The sequence below is a fragment of the Rothia sp. HMSC066G02 genome (assembly GCF_001813145.1).
GTDB lineage: Bacteria > Actinomycetota > Actinomycetes > Actinomycetales > Micrococcaceae > Rothia.
Genome location: NZ_KV811586.1, coordinates 217,652 through 237,103, shown reverse-complemented (window position 1 = coordinate 237,103; position 19,452 = coordinate 217,652). Strand labels below are relative to the sequence as shown.

General features: G+C 59.2%; 11 protein-coding genes. 8 read left to right on the top strand and 3 right to left on the bottom strand.

From position 1 onward, the window contains the following. Nucleotides 1-17 precede the first annotated feature (17 nt). The gene (gene purL / locus HMPREF2894_RS03635; protein WP_070677845.1) at nt 18-2,336 is read left to right on the top strand and encodes a phosphoribosylformylglycinamidine synthase subunit PurL; all 2,319 of its coding nucleotides are present in this window, start codon (nt 18-20) and stop codon (nt 2,334-2,336) included. Between the two features lie 123 nt (nt 2,337-2,459). On the opposite strand, the gene HMPREF2894_RS03630 is transcribed toward purL, so the two are convergent. Beyond that, on the bottom strand, nt 2,460-3,122 hold the full coding sequence (locus tag HMPREF2894_RS03630; RefSeq protein WP_049360377.1) for a biliverdin-producing heme oxygenase: 663 nt from the start codon (nt 3,120-3,122) through the stop codon (nt 2,460-2,462). A 237-nt stretch (nt 3,123-3,359) separates the two neighbouring features. Here HMPREF2894_RS03630 and HMPREF2894_RS03625 point away from each other — a divergent pair, with 237 nt between their 5' ends. The 7 genes from HMPREF2894_RS03625 to HMPREF2894_RS03595 all read left to right on the top strand — a co-directional run bounded on the left by HMPREF2894_RS03625 (nt 3,360) and on the right by HMPREF2894_RS03595 (nt 15,687). After that, nucleotides 3,360-5,753, top strand: a complete 2,394-nt coding sequence (locus HMPREF2894_RS03625) for an HtaA domain-containing protein (protein WP_070677843.1) — start codon at nt 3,360-3,362, stop codon at nt 5,751-5,753. 186 nt (nt 5,754-5,939) lie between these two features. Next, nucleotides 5,940-7,103 carry a heme/hemin ABC transporter substrate-binding protein gene (locus HMPREF2894_RS03620; RefSeq protein WP_070666955.1) on the top strand — a complete coding sequence of 388 codons (1,164 nt, stop codon included), beginning with the start codon at nt 5,940-5,942 and terminating at the stop codon, nt 7,101-7,103. Then, nucleotides 7,103-8,182 (top strand): FecCD family ABC transporter permease, encoded by a 1,080-nt coding sequence (locus HMPREF2894_RS03615; RefSeq protein ID WP_070505863.1) that lies wholly within the window; start codon nt 7,103-7,105, stop codon nt 8,180-8,182. Before HMPREF2894_RS03620 ends, HMPREF2894_RS03615 begins: the two co-directional genes overlap by 1 nt. After that, complete coding sequence (locus HMPREF2894_RS03610; RefSeq protein WP_070505861.1) at nt 8,179-8,949, top strand: heme ABC transporter ATP-binding protein; 771 nt, start codon at nt 8,179-8,181, stop codon at nt 8,947-8,949. The genes HMPREF2894_RS03615 and HMPREF2894_RS03610 overlap by 4 nt, the downstream gene beginning before the upstream one ends. A gap of 258 nt (nt 8,950-9,207) precedes the next feature. After that, a complete protein-coding gene (locus HMPREF2894_RS03605) occupies nt 9,208-11,766 on the top strand; it encodes an HAD-IC family P-type ATPase (RefSeq protein WP_070677841.1) in 2,559 nt (852 codons plus the stop codon). Between the two features lie 607 nt (nt 11,767-12,373). Then, the gene (locus HMPREF2894_RS03600; RefSeq protein WP_070677839.1) at nt 12,374-14,446 is read left to right on the top strand and encodes a glucose PTS transporter subunit IIA; all 2,073 of its coding nucleotides are present in this window, start codon (nt 12,374-12,376) and stop codon (nt 14,444-14,446) included. A gap of 212 nt (nt 14,447-14,658) precedes the next feature. Beyond that, the gene (locus HMPREF2894_RS03595; RefSeq protein ID WP_246827008.1) at nt 14,659-15,687 is read left to right on the top strand and encodes a dihydrodipicolinate synthase; all 1,029 of its coding nucleotides are present in this window, start codon (nt 14,659-14,661) and stop codon (nt 15,685-15,687) included. A 147-nt stretch (nt 15,688-15,834) separates the two neighbouring features. Here the strand turns inward: HMPREF2894_RS03595 and HMPREF2894_RS03590 are convergent, their stop codons facing one another. Next, entirely contained in the window at nt 15,835-17,538 is a 1,704-nt protein-coding gene (locus HMPREF2894_RS03590) for an ABC transporter family substrate-binding protein (RefSeq protein WP_070677837.1), read from the bottom strand. A 249-nt stretch (nt 17,539-17,787) separates the two neighbouring features. Further along, nucleotides 17,788-19,452 (bottom strand): ABC transporter family substrate-binding protein (locus HMPREF2894_RS03585; protein WP_070677835.1); only part of this gene is annotated, 1,665 nt, incomplete at its 5' end.

Sequence of the window (19,452 nt, the reverse complement as noted above, 5' to 3'; positions counted from 1 at the left end):
AAGGATTCTAAGAAGTTATGAGCGAAAAGCAGTTTAACCTCGACACCGTCGAGCACGCGGCGGCAACCCCGGACACCGAACTCCCCTGGGCCGAGCTGGGTCTGAAGGAGAATGAGTTCGAGGACATTAAGGAGATTCTTGGTCGCCGTCCTACCGCGGCTGAGCTGGCAATGTACTCGGTCATGTGGTCCGAGCACTGCTCCTACAAGTCTTCTAAGGTTCATCTGAAGCGGTTCGGTGCGAAGGTCACCGATGAGATGAAGAAGGACCTGATGGTCGGTATCGGTGAGAACGCCGGTGTGACCGATATTGGTGACGGCTGGGCTGTTACCTTCAAGATTGAGTCCCACAACCACCCCTCGTACGTGGAGCCCTACCAGGGTGCTGCGACCGGTGTGGGCGGTATTGTGCGTGACATTATTTCCATGGGTGCACGCCCGATTGCTGTGATGGATCCGCTGCGTTTCGGCGCGATTGATCACCCGGACACCGCCCGCGTTATTGGCGGCGTGGTTGCCGGTATTGGTGGTTACGGTAACTCCCTGGGCCTGCCGAACATCGGCGGCGAGGTTGAGTTCGATGCCTGCTACCAGGCAAACCCGCTGGTCAACGCGTTGGCTGTGGGCATTATGCGTCACGAGGACATCCGCCTGGCGAACGCATCGGGTGTGGGCAACAAGGTTGTCCTCTTTGGTGCGCGCACCGGTGGCGACGGCATCGGCGGTGCGTCGGTGCTGGCTTCGGAGTCCTTCGATGACACCAAGCCCTCGAAGCGTCCCGCCGTTCAGGTGGGCGACCCCTTCGCTGAGAAGGTTCTGATTGAGTGCTGCCTGGAGCTGTTCAAGGGCTCCGTGGTTGAGGGTATTCAGGACCTGGGCGCTGCGGGTATTTCCTGCGCAACCAGCGAGCTGGCTTCTAACGGTGAGGGCGGCATGCACGTCGACCTGACCAAGGTTCTGCTACGTGACCCCACCCTGACCCCGGGCGAGATTCTGATGTCCGAGTCTCAGGAACGCATGATGGCCGTTGTCTCCCCCGAGAACGTGGAGCGTTTCGAGGCCATCATGAACAAGTGGGGTGTGGAGTACTCCTTCCTCGGTGAGGTGACCGACTCCGGCCGCCTGGTCATCGAGTGGGACGGCGAGGTCATCGTGGATGTTGACCCCCGCACCGTCGCACACGACGGCCCCACCTACGAGCGTCCCTACGCACGCCCCGAGTGGCAGGACGACGTCCAGGCTAACCACTTCACCGGTTCGGCTGCTGACGACTCCCGCCCGCGTGGTGAGGAGCTGGGTGAGGCAATCAAGGCGTTCATGGCGTCCCCGAACATGTGCTCCAAGTCCTGGATCACCAACCAGTACGACCGCTACGTTCAGGGCAACACCGCCCTGTCCATGCCGGACGACGGCGGTGTGGTGCGCGTGGACGAGAACACCAACCTCGGTGTTGCTCTGGCGACCGACGCCTCCCCGCGTTTCACCTACCTGGATCCGTACGAGGGTGCTCGCGCGTCCTTGGCGGAGGCGTACCGTAACGTTGCGACCGTCGGTGCACGCCCCGTGGCTGTGTCTGACTGCCTGAACTTCGGTTCTCCCGAGGACCCGGACGTCATGTGGCAGTTTGCTGAGGCTGTTCGCGGCCTGGCTGATGGCTGCATGGAGCTGGGTGTTCCGGTGACCGGCGGTAACGTGTCCCTGTACAACCAGACCGGTGGTAAGGCTATTAACCCGACCCCCGTGGTGGCGATGATGGGCGTGATGGATGACGTCACCCGCCGCACCCCTTCGGGTTGGGCTCCTGAGCATGACGGTCAGGCTATCTACCTGCTGGGTACTACCCGTGATGAGCTGGACGGCTCCGAATGGGCTCGTTTCAAGGGTCACCTGGGCGGTCAGCCGCCGAAGGTTGATCTGGCTCTGGAGCGTCAGCTGGGTGACATGCTGGTGAACATGTCTCGTGACGGCATGATTGATGCCGCGCACGACGTGTCTGCTGGTGGTCTGGCTGCGGCTCTGTCGGAGGCTTGCCTGCGTTTCAACACCGGTGCCCGCATTGGTCTGGGTGAGGTTGCTGAGCGTGACGGTGTGGACCTGTTCACCCTGCTGTTCTCGGAGTCCCTGGGCCGCGTTGTGGTTTCGGTTCCGCGTTCTGAGGAGGTGCGCTTCAAGGATATGTGCACCGCTCGCCAGTTCCCCTTCGCACGTATTGGTGTGGTGGATGCTGCGTCGAACGCTCTGGACTTCCAGGATGAGGTTTCCATTGACCTGGATGAGCTGCGTGCAGCTCACGAGGGTACTCTCGCTTCTTACTTCGGTGAGGTTGCGAAGGGCTAGTCTTCGACTAGTTTGAAACTAACGCCGAAAGGGGCGGATGCTTGTGAAAGCATCCGCCCCTTTTGTTATGCCCGCAGGCTTGTGCCCGCGAACTTGTGCCTTGAGCGTTGAGGCGTTCGGTGTTTATGCCTCGGCGACCTTGCGGCCCAGCTGCGCGAACAGGGAGGCGTTGATGCGGAAGCCTTCGATGCATTCTTCGATGAGGGCTTCGCGCTGTTCGTCGGTCAGGGGTGCGTTGTCGAGCAGTTCGCGGTAGCCGTCCTTGAAGACCTTGGGCTTGGGCAGTTCGGTGAAGCGGTACATGCTCAGTGCTTCGGCGGGGATGCCGTAGTGGCGGTTAACGAGTGCTGCGACTGCCTGGCCGCCGGAGAGGTCGCCGAGGTAGCGCAGGTAGTGGTGTGCGAGGTAGCGTTCGGGGGAGTTGACGGTGGCGCGGATGCGCTCTACATACTCTGCGGTTGCGGGCAGGGGCGCGTCGATGTCGCCGTCCTGGCCGAGTGCGCGGATGTCTGCACGGATGTATTCTGCGCGGTCGAGGCCGGGGTGGGTGAAGGGGTCGGTGATGGGGTTGGGTTCTGCGCGGTAGTGTTCGGAGACCGCTTCGAGTGCTTCGTAGATGTGCACGTACTGGTTGATGAGGCGCAGGTATGCCTCGGTGTTGAGGGAGCCGCCCATGAGGTCTTCCATGAAGGTGGAGTGTTCGGCGTTGTCGTGGACGTGCTTGGTGCTTTCCTTCAGGCGTGCGGAGAAGCGTTCCTGGGTGGTTTCGGGGGCGGTAATAGTCATGGTGAGTTCCTAAAGTGGCTTGTGGGTGAACAATAAATGTTTTAGTGACACCATGTCACCAAAACCTGTTAATGACATATTGTCACCAAAAACCGGCTTTGGCAATAGCCCCCACAAAAAATTTGCTAAGGTAAACCTTATGCACAAGTCACCCTAGGCATTAAGTTACACAAACATAGGCTAATAGGTCTAGACTTGATACGAACACCACAATCACAAAATTCAAGGAGACACCGAATGTCTACCCCCTCTCTCACCAAGCGCACTTGGGCGTTCTTGGCTTCAGCAACCATCGGCCTCAGCGGCGTCGCCGGCGTACCCGCAGCCTTCGCGGCTGAAACCAACTCCCACATCAGCGCCGGTGAGGTAGCCGCAGCCTCAGAGCAGAGCCTGCAGGACGTCACCGTCAACTGGGGCCTGAAGAAGTCCTTCCGCTCCTACATCAACGGCGCCTTCTCCCAGGGCTCCCAGGAACTGACCGGCGTCACCACCAACGAAGACGGCTCCTACCACTTCACCTCCGCCGAAGGCACCGTAGCCAACGGCGAATACTCGGTCACCTTCACCGGCTCCTCGATCCACTACACCGCTCACCACGGTCTGCTGGAAGTCATCATCTCCGACCTCTCCGTCACCATTAAGGACGGCGTGGGCACCGTGCGCGCCAACGTTCAGTCGCGCCCCTACAACGGCAACACCACCCCGAACGACCTGGTCGAAACCAAGAACATGACCATCGGTACCTTCAACGCCTCCGGTCTGAAGGTTGAGGGTAACACCATCACCCTGCCCAGCGTTGACGAAGAAAACGGCACCCGCGTCAAGCTCTCCGAAGAGGCAACCGGCGCCTTCGCCGGCTTCTACAAGGCAGGTCAGGAGCTGGATGCGCTCGGCTTCTCCGCAACCATCGTGACCAAGGAAGCACCCGCGCCGAGCCCTGAGCCCAGCACTGAGCCCAGCGCCAAGCCGACTGCAGCGCCGACCGCAGAGCCTTCCTCCGCACCGACCACTGAGGCACCCAAGCCCGCCGACCCCAAGCCCGCAGAGCCCACTTCTGCAGCACCGAGCGCAGCCCCCACGTCTGAGGCTCCCAAGCCTGCTGAGTCTTCCTCCGCGGCACCCTCCTCCCCCGCCGCAACCACCGAACCCAAGCGTGAAGAGAAGGTCACCGGCAACGTCGTCGAGTCCGGCACCCTCAGCTGGGATATTCGTGAGTCGTTCCTGAAGTACCTGACCAGCTTCGCCCACGGCTCCGTGAACGTTGACGGTCTGGAGAAGACCGCGGCAGGCGGCCTGAAGTACACTCAGGCATCCGGCGTGTACAACCCCGAGACCAAGACCGGTCAGATTAACTTTGCGGGCACCGCAGAGTTCACCGGCCACAACGGTCAGCTCAAGAGCACCATCAAGAACATGCGCCTGGTCGTCGTCAACGGTAAGGGCACCCTGGTCGCTGACGTTGACGCACTGACCCGCGACGGTAAGTCCGTTTCTAAGACCGGCCTGGCTATCGCCGAGGTGGACCTCTCCGGCGCGAGCGTAAAGGACGGCGTCTTCTCCGCACAGAACGCGGCAGTCGCACTCACCGATGAAGGCTCCGAGGTGCTCTTCGCGGGCCAGTACCGCGGTGCCGACAACGCCATGGCACCGCTGAGCTTCTCCGTAAAGCTCAGCGAGCAGACCGCGGAGAACACCGTTGAGGTTCCCCGCGTCTCTGAGAGCAAGTCCTCCGATAACAAGGGTTCTGAGAACGGCTCCTCCGATAACAGCTCCTCGAACTCCTCCGATAACTCCGGCGCTAACGGCTCCGGTTCTAATGGTTCGGCAGGCACCTCCGGCAGCGTCTCTAACGGCGGTTCCTCCTCGAACGGTTCTGTCAGCAATAACCCGGCACAGCCGGTCTGCGTACCCGTCACCCGCACCCGCGAGGTGCAGGAGCAGGGCGCATCCGACGGCACCATTAAGAGCGCAAACCTTGGCTGGGGCGTGCGTGATTCCTTCCGCAACTACGTGCGCGGCGGCATCGCAAACGGTAGCTGGGAGCTGAACGGCACCTCCTACTCTTCGGATGCGTTCAACTGGTCTAACGGCACCGGCACCTTCAAGGGCGGTAAGGGTTCCATCTCTTTCAGCGGTTCGGTTCGTTTCACCGGTCACCACGGCATTCTGGACACCACCATTGCGAACCCGCGCCTTGAGATTAACGGTAATTCCGGTACTCTCTACGCGACCATGAACAGCAATGACTCCTCCGGCAAGGCAACTAACTACGGTGAGGTGGCACTGCTGAAGGTGGATCTGTCCGGTCTGCAGAGCTCCGCTGATGCTGTGAGCGTCAACGGTGCTGCAACCACTCTGACCGCTGAGGGCGCGAAGGCGTTTGCTGGCTTCTACGAGGCCGGTAAGGACATGGCTCCGCTGAGCTTCTCCGCTGCGATTAACGGCGCTAAGACCACCACCAAGACCGTGACCGAGACCGTCTACGAGGGTGAGGGTTGCGACCCGGTCACCGGCAAGCCTCTGGCGTCCACCGGTGCCTCCGGCGTTGAGGGCACCCTGGTTGCAGGCTTCATCGCTGTTGCAGCCGGTGCGGGTACCGTCGTGTACACTCGCCGCCGCAAGAAGGCATAACGGCTTCTTTTCTAAGGACGCCCACACCGTCGGCTCGCCGCTGAGACTCGACCCTGAGACTCACCGGTGAGCCGACACGGCCCGTGCGGGGGTGCAGATTTTCACTGCACCCCCGCTTCAGGTGCCAGGTTTTACCCCGACGCCTACCCCAGTTTTTCTTAACTCCCTTTTTTCTGTGAGACGACGATGTTTTCTTCCCTTTCTTCTTCTGCCCTGAACCGCCGCGATGCAGTGAAGTATGCGGCGTTCTCCATCACTTCCGCGTTTCTGCTGAGCTCTTGCGGTGTGGGTACTCAGAACCCGGCTGCTTCTTCAAGTTCTTCGCAGGCTGTGGTGGATGAGCAGAGCACCCGCACCGTTTTGGAGAACCTGGCGGATCAGCTGCGTTCTTCTATTGCCCCTGATCAGAAGGCTCTGCGCGGCCCCAATAGCGCCGCAGACACCCCCGAAATTCAGCCGATGGTCGATACCCCCACTCCGGCTTTCCCCGTGACGTTCAAGGATTTCAACGGCACCGAGGTGACCGTTAAATCCGCTGACCGTGTGCTGGCGCTGGACCTGTACGGCACTCTGGCTCAGCAGATGATTGCGCTGGGTCTGGGCGGTCGCCTGGTCGGTCGTGTCACCTCCTCGACTGAGCAGTCGCTGGCTCATCTGCCGCTGGTGACTCAGAACGGTCACGATCTGAACGCTGAGGCGATTCTGGCGACTTCCCCGGACCTGGTGCTGTGGGATAAGAGCAACGGCCCGATTGAGATTGTGGATCAGTTGCGCGCTGCGGGTGTGACCGTGGTGGTCTTCGATCATGAGCGTCGTATGGATAAGATCATTCCGCAGCTTAAGGCTGTTGCGCAGGCGCTGGGTGTCCCGGAGGCGGGCGAGCAGGTTGCTGCCCGCGTGCAGAAGGACCTGGATTATGCCCTGCAGGTGCTCAAGGACGTCGCCCCGAAGGGTGCACAGCAGGTGTCGTTCGCGTTCTTGTACGTGCGCGGCACCGCTGGCGTGTTCTTCGTGCTCGGTAAGGGCTCTGGCGCTGATGATTTGATTCAGGCTATTGGCGGCAAGGACGTGGCGTCGGAGCAGAACGCGACGAATATTATTCCGGCGACCAGTGAGGCGCTGGTGAAGCTGAACCCGGACGTCATTCTGACCATGAGCGGCGGCATTAAATCCACCGGCGGTTTGGATGGTTTCTTGGCTCGCCCGGGTGTGGGTGAGACGAATGCCGGTAAGAATAAGCGCATTATCGATATGGGTGACGGCCAGATTCTGTCCTATGGCCCGAATACTCCGGCAGTGTTGCTCTCGCTCGCTAAGGCTGCGTACTCGACTCCTGCGGGGGGCCAGTAGTGGCTGCCGTGAAGAGTGTGGCGGGTGCGCGGGATTATCGTGCTTCGCGTCGGCGTCGTGCCGGTCTGACGTTTACGTTTTTGGCGGTGGCACTATGCGTTGTGATGGTGCTGTCTGCGGGTTTGGGTCAGTACAATATCCCGACTGATCAGGTGGTTGCTTCTGTGGGCCGCCGCCTGGGTCTTGCACCGGAGAACCCGGCGATGCAACTGGCGGATAGCACTCTGTGGAATATCCGTTTCCCGCGTGTGCTGTTGGGCGTGCTGGTGGGTGCCGCTTTGGGTACTTCCGGTGCGGTGATGCAGTCGGTGTTTGGTAACCCGTTGGCTGAGCCGGGCGTGATTGGTGTTTCCTCGGGTGCGGCGGTTGGCGCGTGTTTGTCGATTGTGTTGAACCTGCAGTTTTTCGGTATTTTCACGACTCCTGCATTCGCGTTTGTGGGTGCGTTGGCGGCTACTGCGCTGGTGTATTTCCTGTCGCGTTCTTCGGGTCGTGCGAAGGTTCTGTCAATGATTTTGACGGGTATTGCGGTGACCGCGGTGGCGAATGCGATTATTGCGTTCCTCATGTTTATTGCTGATACGACGAGCCGCGATCAGATTGTGTTCTGGCAGATGGGTTCACTGAACGGTTCCACGTGGAAGGCTGTGGCGAGCGTGTGGCCGGTTATTCTCATCGGCTTGGTGGCGTGTTTTGTGATGGCTTCTTCGCTGGATGTTCTGGCGTTGGGTGAGCGTGCGGCGCAGCATTCGGGTGTGAACGTGGAGCGCCTACGCGCGGTGTCTATTGCGGCGACGGCTCTGTTGACCGGTGCTGCGGTGGCGTATGCGGGCATTATTGCGTTTATTGGTCTGATTATTCCTCACCTGTTGCGCATGATTTTGGGTCCGTCGAATCGTGTGTTGTTGCCGGCTTCGGCATTGGGTGGCGCGCTGTTGATTGCGCTGTCTGATTTGGGTGCGCGTACGCTGGTGCCTTTTGCTGATTTGCCGATTGGTATTTTTACGGCTTTGGTGGGCGGCCCGACGTTCTTCGTGTTGTTGCGTCGTTCCCTGGGTCAGGGCGGAGGTGCTTCGTGAGTGAGTTGTTGAGCCTGTCCGGTGTGTGTTTTAACGCTGGTGGGCGTCAGATTTTGAATGATGTGTCTCTGTCTGTTGCTGCGGGCGAGGTTGTGTCGCTGATTGGTCCTAATGGTGCCGGTAAGTCGACTCTGTTGGGTGTGATTGCTGGTGATATTGCGCCCAGTGGCGGTGAGATTCTGTTGGATGGCGCCCCTCTGGATTCGATTCCTGCCCGTCAGATGGCTCGTCAGCGTGCGATGCTGTTGCAGAAGTTGAATGTGGCGTTTTCGTACACGGTGCATGAGGTGGTTCAGATGGGCCGTACCCCGTGGAAGGGCACGGAGCGCGCTGAAGAGGATGACGCCGTGGTTGCTTCGATGATGGAGCGTACGTCGGTGACTCATTTGTCGGATCGCGATATTACGACCCTGTCCGGTGGTGAGAGTGGCCGTGCGCATTTGGCGCGTGTGTTTGCTCAGCAGACTCCGCTGATTCTTTTGGATGAACCGACTGCGGCGTTGGATATTACGCATCAGGAGCAGACGTTGCGGGTGAGCCGTGAGCTGGCTGCTGAGGGTGCTGCGGTGTTGACGGTGCTTCATGACTTGGATGTGGCGGCTGCGTATTCTGACCGTATGGTGTTGTTGCGTGGTGGTGAGGTGGTTGCTTCGGGTGCCCCTGAGCAAGTGTGTTCGGCGGAGTTGTTGTCTGAGGTGTATCAGCATCCGATTGAGGTGTTGAGGCATCCGGTGACGAATCGTTTGTTGATTCTGCCGGAACGCTGATTCTGTTGGAGCGTTGAGTTTGCTGGCGCGCTGATTTTATGGGGCGTTAGCGAACCATCCCGCAAACACTTTCCACCTCAAAATATGCCAGTATTCGCATATATTAAATCTCCGTTCTGGAATGACTGTAAATATCAGTTCATTACAGGGCGGAGATTATCTTTATCCCCTCCTGCACGGATACACTGAAAGGTAGTGTCCGCAATACTGAACTCTATTCAGTTCAGCATTCCATCCATTCGAGAAAGAGACCCCCGCATGGATCCTCAGCAGAAAACGGCAGCGCCTGCCGTTGCCGGCTACATTCCCGAATATTCTGAAACACCGCATAGCGGATCTTTCGATATTGCCCAGCACGGTTTGAGCAGCGATGATGTTGCCCGCCTGACTGCTGAAGGTAGGGTCAATACCCAGAACAATAAGTCTTCTCGCACGCTGTGGAGCATTATGCGTGCGCACCTGTTCACGGTCTTCAACTTTGTGTTGGGTGCCTGTGGTGCCGTGGTGATCATGTACCAGCGTTGGGCTGATCTGCTCTTCCTGGGGGCTGTTATCGCTAACGTGGTGATTGGTTTTGTGCAGGAGTACAAGGCGAAGCTTGAGCTGGACCGCATCTCCCTGCTGGACCGCTCCCCCGCTACTGCCGTGCGTGACGGTAAGAGCGTTGAGGTTCCGATGGAGCAGCTGGTTGAGGGTGACGTTGTCATCCTCAAGCGCGGCGATCAGGTTCCGGCGGATGCTGTTGTGCTCACCTCCGATTCTTTGGAGCTGGACGAGTCCCTGCTGACCGGTGAGAACGACCCGATTGCTAAGCGCCCCGGCGATATGGTGCTGTCGGCGTCGAGTGTGCTGGGTGGTACCGGCCGCGTCCTGCTCTCTCACGTGGGTGCGAATTCTCGTGCAAGCAAGATTTCTGATGAGGCGCGTCAGTTCTCGCGTATTCAGTCTGAGCTGCGTGATGCGTTGAACCGTGTGGTCCGCTGGATTACGGTGGGTCTTGCGGTCATTATTCCTGTGGTGTCATGGGGGCAGATTCAGGCGGCTGGTGGCCTGGAGACCGTGCAGCAGAACCACCTGTGGGAGCAGGTTTCTATTGCTGTGGTGTCCTCGGTTGCTTCGATGATTCCGCAGGGTCTGGCGCTGATGACTACTCTGGCGTTTGCGGCGGCGGCTGTGGCGCTGGGTCGTAAGCACAACATCCTGGTGCAGGAGCAGCCTGCGGTTGAGGTTCTGGCTCGTGTGGATGTGGTCTGCTTCGATAAGACCGGCACCCTGACTGAGGGTGGCGTGATTTTTGATTCGGTGCGCCCGCTGGACACCGTTGCTGAGGCTGAGGGCCCGGATGCTGACTCGGCGGAGCACACTTCCTGGCGTGCTTCTCTGCCTGCCGGTTGGAATGAGGCGCTGTCGTGGTTCGGCCACGATGAGAACGCGAATCCGACCGCCGCAGCGCTGACCGGCGGCTTCCCGCAGGCTTCCTCGGCTACCGTCAGCGGCATCGTGCCGTTCTCGTCGGCGCTGCGTTTTAGCGCGATTGAGTTCAAGGATTCGGGTGCGTGGCTTCTGGGCGCCCCGGAGGCGCTGCTCGCCAAGGGCACCGCCGAGCGCGAGCGCGCCGCCGAGCTAGCGGCTCTGGGTCTGCGCACGATGGTGCTGGCCCATGCCGCGGCCGTGGTGCGTAACGAGAAGGGTGAGCCCGTCCAGAAGATTCCGGCGGACGCTACCCCGGTTCTGTTCGTGATTTTCCGCGAGAACGTGCGCGCGGACGCCCCGGAGATTGTGGAGTACTTCCACCGTCAGGGTGTGACGCTGAAGGTCTTCTCGGGTGATAACCCGTTCACGGTTGCCGCCGCCGCAAAGACTGCGGGTATGGACACCTCCGCCGGCGCGGTTGATGCCTCTACCCTGCCCGAGGACGGCCCGGAGCTTGCCGAGGCTGCCGCGACCCACAATATTTTCGGTCGTGTCTCGCCCGAGCAGAAGAAGAACATGGTCATTGCGCTGAAGGAGCGCGGCCACGTGGTGGCGATGACCGGTGACGGCATCAACGACGCGCTGGCGCTCAAGCACGCAAGCTTGGGTATCGCGATGGGTAACGCTGCCCCGGCAACGAAGGCTGTTTCTCGCCTGGTTCTTCTGGACGGTAAGTTCTCGTCCCTGCCGGCTGCGTTGGAGCAGGGCCGTCAGGTCATTACGAACATTGAGATGGTGGCAAACCTGTTCTTGACGAAGACTGGTTTCGCGATTCTTCTGGGTGTTCTGTTCAGTATTTTCGGTTTGACCTTCCCGTTCTTGCCGCGTCAGTACTCGACTGCTGACTTCTTGATTGTGGGTGCGTCGTCCTTCGCGTTGACTCTGTTGCCGAATTCGCGCCGTTACGTGCCGGGCTTCTTGCGTCGCGTGCTGAATTACACGGTTCCGAACTCAATTATTGTGGTTGCGATGCTGTTGGCGGTGACGTTCACGGCTCGCGGCATGGGTGTTGAGGATATCCGTCAGGTTCAGACGGCTTCGTTCATCACCCTGGTGATGATGGGTCTGTGGAACTTGGCTGCGGTGGCTCGCCCGTTCAACCGTGCTCGTGTTCTGCTGTTTGGTGCGTTGCTTGCGGTGTTCTTCGCGGCGTTGTTCGTGCCGATTCTGGTGGAGTACCACCAGTTCGTTACTGTGCTTCCGCACCTGCTGTGGACGGCTCTGGGTGCCGGTGCTCTGGGTGCCGCGCTGATTGAGGTGAATGCGCATCGTAACCGCCGTTGGCAGAAGCGTAATTACCCTGAGCTGGAGGTTGCTCCGCTGAATTTCTTCCCGGCTAAGTAGTTAGTCGGAAGGTAGCTACTTCGGTAGCGTGTGGGCCCCGTATCCTGTGGATGCGGGGCCCTTCCACGTCTTCATGAGCGCCGTCTTCGAAAGCACCCGGTCCGGGGCGTATCTGGGCGTACCGGAGGGCTCTGGAACCCTGCCCGAGCCCTACCCGAACTCTGCTGGAGTCCAGCCGGGAGGCGCCCCGCAATCAGTGTCGAGAGCGTGTCTCAGCTATTCTCAGCTATCACTTGGGTGAAACATTTAACAGCTTCTGATAGCTTTTGCCTCTCACCTTGCTCTTAACCTGGGAAAACCCTTAGAGTTACAGGGAACTATTTGAGAAGGGAAACCTTCTTCAGGGTTGTTACTGGTTTGGCAGGCAAGACCTGAGTTACTCAACACCGTATGGGACGGCAGCATATATCTGCCGAGAATCCCCTCTATTTGCTGTACCGAAGCTCCATAGTGGGCACGAGTGTAGTGCTTCCGGTGGTCGAGAGACTCGGGTCTTTTGTGTTTTCTGGCCGTGTTTTCCGGGGCTTTTTCGGCCACCGCAACGTCAGGTAGGCACAGCCTCCGGCAACAACCGTATAGACATTGACCGCATATCTAAGGAAGTATCGTGAATAACCGCGAACTTGGCGAGAAGATTCTTGACGGCCTGGGTGGCCCCGAGAACATCGCGCACATTACTCACTGTGCAACCCGCCTTCGTGTCACTCCTGTGTCTAACGATGCAGTGCAGAACAAGAAGATTGAGGGCCTGCCCGGCGTTCTCTCTGTGATTGAGCAGTCCGGCCAGACTCAGGTTGTTCTGGGCGAGCGCGTTGAGGCTGTGTACAACGAGATCAACGCTCTGCCTTCTATGTCCGGCCACGCTGAGGGTGACACCAAGGTTGAGGCTGAGGGCAAGAAGTCCGGCTGGCTTACCAACGTCTTCGACGTTCTGTCTGACTCCTTCCGTCCTCTGCTGTGGGCACTTCTGGGTACCTCGATGATTCTGACCCTGATTGTGTTCATGCAGCAGCTGGGCTTCTTCGGCCAGTACACTGACTTGACCGGTCAGAGCGTGAACATCGACATCATTAACGGTGCTCGTGTGGCTGACCCGGAGGAAGCTAAGGCTCTGAACACCCAGTGGATGCAGCAGTTTGCTTTCTGGTACATCCTGAAGGCTGCTTCGCTGTCGGTTCTGAACTTCATGCCCATCATGCTGGGCGCTACCGCTGCTAAGCGTCTGGGCGCGAACATGTGGGTTGGTGCAGCTATCCCCGCTGCACTGATGACCGGTACCTTCACCGATCTGACTGCTCTTGCTGACCCCGCCACCAAGGTTCTGAACGTTCCGTTCTTCGGTCTGGATCTGCCGCTGTACGCATTCAGCTACACCGGCCAGGTCTTCCCCCCGCTGCTGGCTGTTGCTCTGCTGGCTCCGCTTGAGCGCTTCCTGAAGAAGGTTATTCCTTCGATGCTGCAGATGGTGTTCGTGCCGATGATTTCGGTCATCATTCTGGTTCCGGTGACCGCGTTCCTGGTTGGCCCCATCGGTATTGGTGTGGCTATGGGTATCTCTGACTTCCTGAAGATGGTTAACGACCAGGCTCCGGCTCTGGTTGGTGCTCTGATTGCTGGCCTGTACCTGTTCATGGTTCCGCTGGGTCTGCACTGGCCGCTGAACGCTGTCATGATTAACAACCTGCAGACCATGGGTACTGACTTCATTCAGTCCCCCATGGGTGCTTACAACTTCGCTGTGTTCGGCCTGGTCACCGGTGTGGCTATTAAGGCTAAGCACGACCGCGAGCTGCGCCAGACCGCTGTTGGTGCGTCGATGTCCGGTCTGCTCGGTGGTATTTCTGAGCCGTCCCTGTACGGTGTTGTGCTCCGCTACAAGCGCGTGATCCCGATTATTCTGGTTCCCGCTGTTATTGGTGGCGCTACCATTTCCTTCCTGGGCGTTAAGTCCTACGCATTCGCGTTCACCTCGCTGCTGTCGATTCCGGCTATGCAGCCTTCCTACCTGTACGTGATTGGTCTGGCTATTGCGTTCTTCGGCGCTATGACCGGTGTTCTGATTTTCGGTTACGAGTCGAAGGCTGACGCTGTAAGGCACGCTGCGGAGCGTAAGGCTGAGGCTGCTGAGGACGCTCCCAAGGCTGAGGCTGTTGCCGTTAAGGCTGCTCCGGCTGCTGCCGCTACTGCGACCGCCGCTGCTGCACCCGCTACTTCCGCTGGTGAGGTCATTGAGCTGCACGCTCCGATTGAGGGTACTGCTGTTGCTCTGTCTGATGTTCCGGACCCGATTTTCGCTGCTGGCAAGCTGGGCGAGGGTGTGGCTATTGAGCCGACCGGTACCACTGTTGTTGCTCCCGCTGCCGGTAAGGTTGCTGCAACCTACCCCTCGGGCCACGCTGTGGGTCTGAAGCTGGAGAACGGCATTGAGCTGCTGATTCACGTTGGTCTGGATACCGTGAACCTTGACGGTAAGGGCTTCAGCGTGAAGGTTGCCAAGGGCGATGTTGTTGCTGCTGGCGACACTCTGATTGAGTTCGATCCTGAGGTCATCAAGGAGGCGGGTTACCCGCTGATTACCCCGGTGATTGTCACCAACACCCGCAAGTTCGCTGAGGTTAAGGGTCTGCCGGGCGTTGCTCACCAGAACCTGAGCACCGTCCTGAAGGTGACCACTAAGTAGTTCGCTTTCTGAGGCTCTAAGGGGCCCCGCCATCGTGGCGGGGTCCCTTTCCTTATACTCCCTTTCCCTTATGCCCTGCTTCCTGATGTGCTGAGTCTTTGGGCCGGGTTTGCTGGGCAGGGGTTTGCTGGGCTTAGGCACTGGCCGGGGGGGTATTTCTGCTAATGTGATAATAAGCTCAACAAGGAAGTTCTCACGTGATAGGGAGTACGATGATGTCTTCTGATACTAGGACATGGGATACCGGAGTGTGGGAAGAGCAGCAAAAAGAGCTACGCGCTCTTTCTCCTGTTCGGCGGCTGATGCGCCGGCTCAATCTTGAGGCGCTCGTCTATGAGTCTGCGCCGTTCCCGGTTCTGCTGCGTAAGCTCTCCGCGCTGATTCCAGCGTACCTTCTGTGGTGGGTTATCTACGAACCGCACCGACTTGCTTCCTCCGCAAACCTCCCCGAGGGTACTCACGCTATTACATTGCTCCCCGGAGCCTGGGGTAACCCCGCTACGGGGGCTTACGGCGGCCTTCCTGAGCTGCCGGGGGCCCTCGTGCGCTGGGTGCTGTGCATCGCGGCAATGGTGGCCGTTGTTCATCTCTGCGGGGTCAAGGCTAAGGGTCAGAGCTTCACGATTCCTCGGGATGCCCGTTCACGGCTGATTGCTCTGATGCAGGCTCTGGGCATTTTCGGTGCTTTTGCGCTGGTCGTCTGGATCGAGTACATGATGACTCCGCTGACCCTCATGTTTGAAACCGTGTACGCGGGCCCGACCGCAGCCTATAGCGGCGACGGCATGATTCCTCTGCACCTGTTCCTATCCTCGTCGTTGAGCGCTATTTTCTTGGGCTATTTTTGTGTGAACATTCTTGCCTCGCTGAATATCCCCGGGTACCTGGGCATCCCCGCAATTATTTACGTGGGGGCGCTCCCATGGGCTCAGGCGGAGCGGCACCAGTTCACGTTGGCGCTGGCGTGGGTTATTGCGGTGGCGCTGGTGAGTTGGCTCGTGCGCGGCATGTGGGGCACCGTGTTCGCCTGCGTGGGCTATTCTCTCTGGATTATGCTGGTGGCAACCAGCGGTGATCCTTTTGATCTGTCCGCCAATATGAGCCGTGTGCTCGTGATTTTAGGTTTCCCGCTGGCTTTCATCGTCGCTGGAGGCGGCATTTACCGCATCTTCTACCTGAGGCAGAACCCGAAGATGTTGAGGTACCTGCAGGAGCGTGCCCTGTACCTGGGCGAGTGGTAGCAGCCGGTTAGGACGGTGTTCCCCTCCCCTTCGTTTTTTGTAATTACATATCCGGCTAAAGGGCACAAAAAATCCCGGGCACTCTCGTTTGAGAGTACCCGGGATTTCGAGTCCTATAGGACGACTAGAGCGTTACCGCAAGCGGTACTACTCCTGCCAGCCAACGTTGACCCAGTAGTCAGCGCTGGTGTAGCTCTGCTTGAACAGGGACGGACCGTAGTTCGCGACCTTAGCCTTAACAGCGGCGTACATCGGGCCGTTTGCGTAGGGCAGGTACACTGCGACCTTCTCGTAGTAGAGCTTCTCCGCCTCGTTAGCGATCTTGATGCGCTCGTCTTCCTTCTCGGTGTTCTGCAGCTTCTCGATGAGCTTATCAACTTCGGGGTCACCGACTCCGAACACCTCGGTGGTGAAGAAGTAGGGTGCCGAGGAAGCCAGGTCGGGCAGAACGCCCCAACCGGTGAAGATTGCTTCGTAGCTCTTCTGGCCAAGCACGGAGTTGGAGTTCGACTGCGGCTGGTTGTCAGCGCTCAGGCGGATACCTGCGGACTTCAGCTGCTGCTCCAGAATCTGGTAGACCGCCTGGTAGACCGCCTCGGAACCGAAAGAGGTCAGAGCGAAGCCAGCAACCTTGCCGTTCTTAGCGTAGTAGTCGCCGGACTTGGAGTAGCCTGCAGCCTCCAGAATCTTGCCAGCTGCCTGTGCACCGGTGTCACCAGCGTAGTTGTTCTGGTAACCCTTCTGGAACGGCATTGCGATGATGGAGCCGGGCAGCGGCTCGGTCCAGCCAAGCTGCGAGAAGTATGCCTTAGCGATCTGCTCGCGGTCCACAGAAGCAAGGATTGCGCGGCGCAGTGCCAGGTCCTCGATGCGCTTGGGGTTCAGCTGAATGATGTTGACGTTGGTGTTCTGGCTCTGGCGAATCTCGGTGCCAGCCTGGCCCTTCACAGCGTTGTAGCTGGTTGCACCCACGAAGGTGAAGGCGTCCAGTTCGCCGTTCTTGAAGCTTGCACGGATTGCTTCGGAGTCCATCTGACGCCAGATGATGCGGTCCAGGATCGGCTTCTCGCCCCACCACTTGTCGTTCTTGACCAGGGTGAGCACCTTCTGGGAGGAGTTCCACTCGCCAACCTTGAAGGGACCTGCCCAGTACTGGTCGAGGGGCTTGTCAACGAAGCCTTCGTTGAAGAGGTTGACGTCTTCCAGTGCGGGGTGGATTGCGAAGGCGCACAGACCCTCGGAGGGGTAATACGGAGCCTTCATGGTGACCTTGACGTGGAAGTTGTCGCCGTCCACAGCCTCGATGCTTTCAACCTGCTGCCACATGGTGTTGTCGGTGATGTGGTAGGGGTTGTCGGTGGTTGCGCGGTAGACCTTCCACACGGCGCGAACAGCGTTCACGTCCATGGGGGTGCCGTCGTTGAAGGCAGCCTTGGGGTTGATCTTGAAGGTCGCGGTCTGCACGCCATCGACGGTCTCGGTCTTGTGCTCGGTGCAGAACTCGGGGTTGAGGGTGCCTTCGCCTTCGGGGCTCATGGTGTAGAAGCCCATCACGGCGGGAATGTTGCAGGGTGCCAGAGCGTCCAGGTTGCTGGAGGTGTAGCCGCTCTGGGTCTGCAGGTTGAAGTTGGGGCCCAGGGCGGTAGCCGCGAGGGTCAGGGTGCCACCCTGCTTGAGGGAGGAACGGTCCTGCTTGTTGACCTGAAGGTTCTTCAGAATATCTTCAGCGTTGTTAGCGGCGCTACCGCCAACCTTTTCCTTCGAGCTGCCGCAGGCAGCCAGTAGACCAACGGTGCCGAGGGCAACGGTGCCGGTCAGGAGGGTACGGCGAGAGACAGACATGCTCTTCATGGAATTTCTCCTAGAGTATTCGCAGTGTTGTGGAGGCGGTACGCGAACGGTGCGTAACCCACACTCCAACCCGGCGGGAGGACAGTCTCTGCCGGGGTTGCGGGCAGAATGCCCACATTTGTTTTAAGTATATCCGTGCGACTCTCTTAGGAACGGGAAAGCGGCGTGCTACAGAAGGTTTTAATCCTTTTGTAACACGCCGCTGTAGCGCTTTTACCCCTTATGGAGTGTGTGAGCGGTGCTCAACGCTTAGTTTTGCTTCTCCCAACCGACGTTGATCCATACGTTCGGGTTGTAGTAGGGCAGGCCGAAGAGCATGGGGCCGTAGTTCGCCAGGCCCTTACGGCACGCCTTGAAGTTCGGGCCGTTGTGGGTGGGCACGTAGATGGCGACCTCGTCCAGGTGGCGCTTCTCCAGCTCGTTCATGATCTTGAGCTGTTCCTTCGGGTCCTCGGTGGACATCATGGTTGCTGCCAGCGAGTCCAGATCCTTACCGTGACCGTTGTTGGTCTCGGAGATGTAGAAGTAGTTCGCCGCATCCACCGGGGAGGTGGTGATGCCGTAGCCACCGGTCTTAATCGCGAAGTTCTTCGAGGAGATGATGCTCGACATTTCAGAAGCACCGTGGTTCTCGATGGTCAGTTCAACGCCGATTTCCTTCATCTGCTGGACGAGGAACTGCGCGGTGGAGCTGACAACCGGGTCGCTACCGAAGGTGATAACCGGGTAGGAGACCTTAGCGCCGTCCTTAGCGTAGTAGTCGCCGTTCTTGGTGTAGCCTGCGTCCTCAAGGATCTTGGTGGCGACGTCCTTGCCAAGCTTGGTCGGGTAGTTGTCCTGGTAGCCTTCCTGCATGGGTAGCATGCACATGGAGCCGGGCAGGGTTTCCTTCCAGCCGAGCTTCTCGTAGCGCAGCTTCTGCAACTGCTCACGGTTGAGGGCTGCAACGAATGCGCGGCGGACGGGCAGGGGCACCTTTTCGGGGTTGATTTCGTAGTTGCCCACGCTGAGAGCGCTACCCTTGCGAATGTCGGTGTTTGCCACGCCGGAGAGCTCGTTGTAGGAGCTGAGGGTGCTGGCATCCACGTAGTCGATTTCGCCGTTCTTGTAAGCTGCCTGCTCTGCCTGGGAGCTCATTTCACGCCAGGTGATGCGCTCAAGAGCGGGCTTCTGGCCCCACCACTTCTCGTTGCGAACGACCGTGAGCACCTTGGAGGAGGAGTTCCACTCGCCGACCTTGAAGGGACCTGCCCAGTACTGGTCGAGGGGCTTGTCGTTCAGGCCGTCGTTGAAGAACTTGGGGTCGGCGAATGCCGGGTGCAGGAACGAGGTGAAGCTGCCTTCGATGGGGTACCAGGGCTTGGACATGGTGACCTTCACGTGGCGGGTATCGCCGTCCACAGCCTCGACGCTTGCGACCTGTTCCCAGATGGGCGAGGGGGTAATCTGGTAGTCCGAACCGGATGCCGCGGCGGTGTAGATGGTCTGGTAGCTCTTGACGGCGTTCACGTCGATGGGGGTACCGTCGTTGAAGGCTGCCTTCGGGTTGATCTTGAAGGTCACGGTCTGCACGCCGTCAACGGTCTGCGCCTTGTATTCGGTGACGTAGTCCTCGTTCATGTGCGACTCGCCGCGGAAGTCGGCGTAGAAGCCGCCGGTGAAGGCGGAGTTGATGGCTGCCTGAATGTTCAGGTTGCCGGCGGTGTAGCCGTTGGTGTTGAGGATGTTGAAGTTCGGGCCAATGCCGTCAGCGCTCAGTCGTAGCTCGCCGCCGTCCTTGAGGGCGGAGCGGTCCTTCTCGTTGTAGGAGACTGCCTTGGACAGGTCGTCACCGGCAGAGAGAGCACTGGTTTCGTTCTTGGAGGAGTTGCCGCCGCAGGCTGCGAGCAGGCCGACGGTACCCAGGGCAACGGT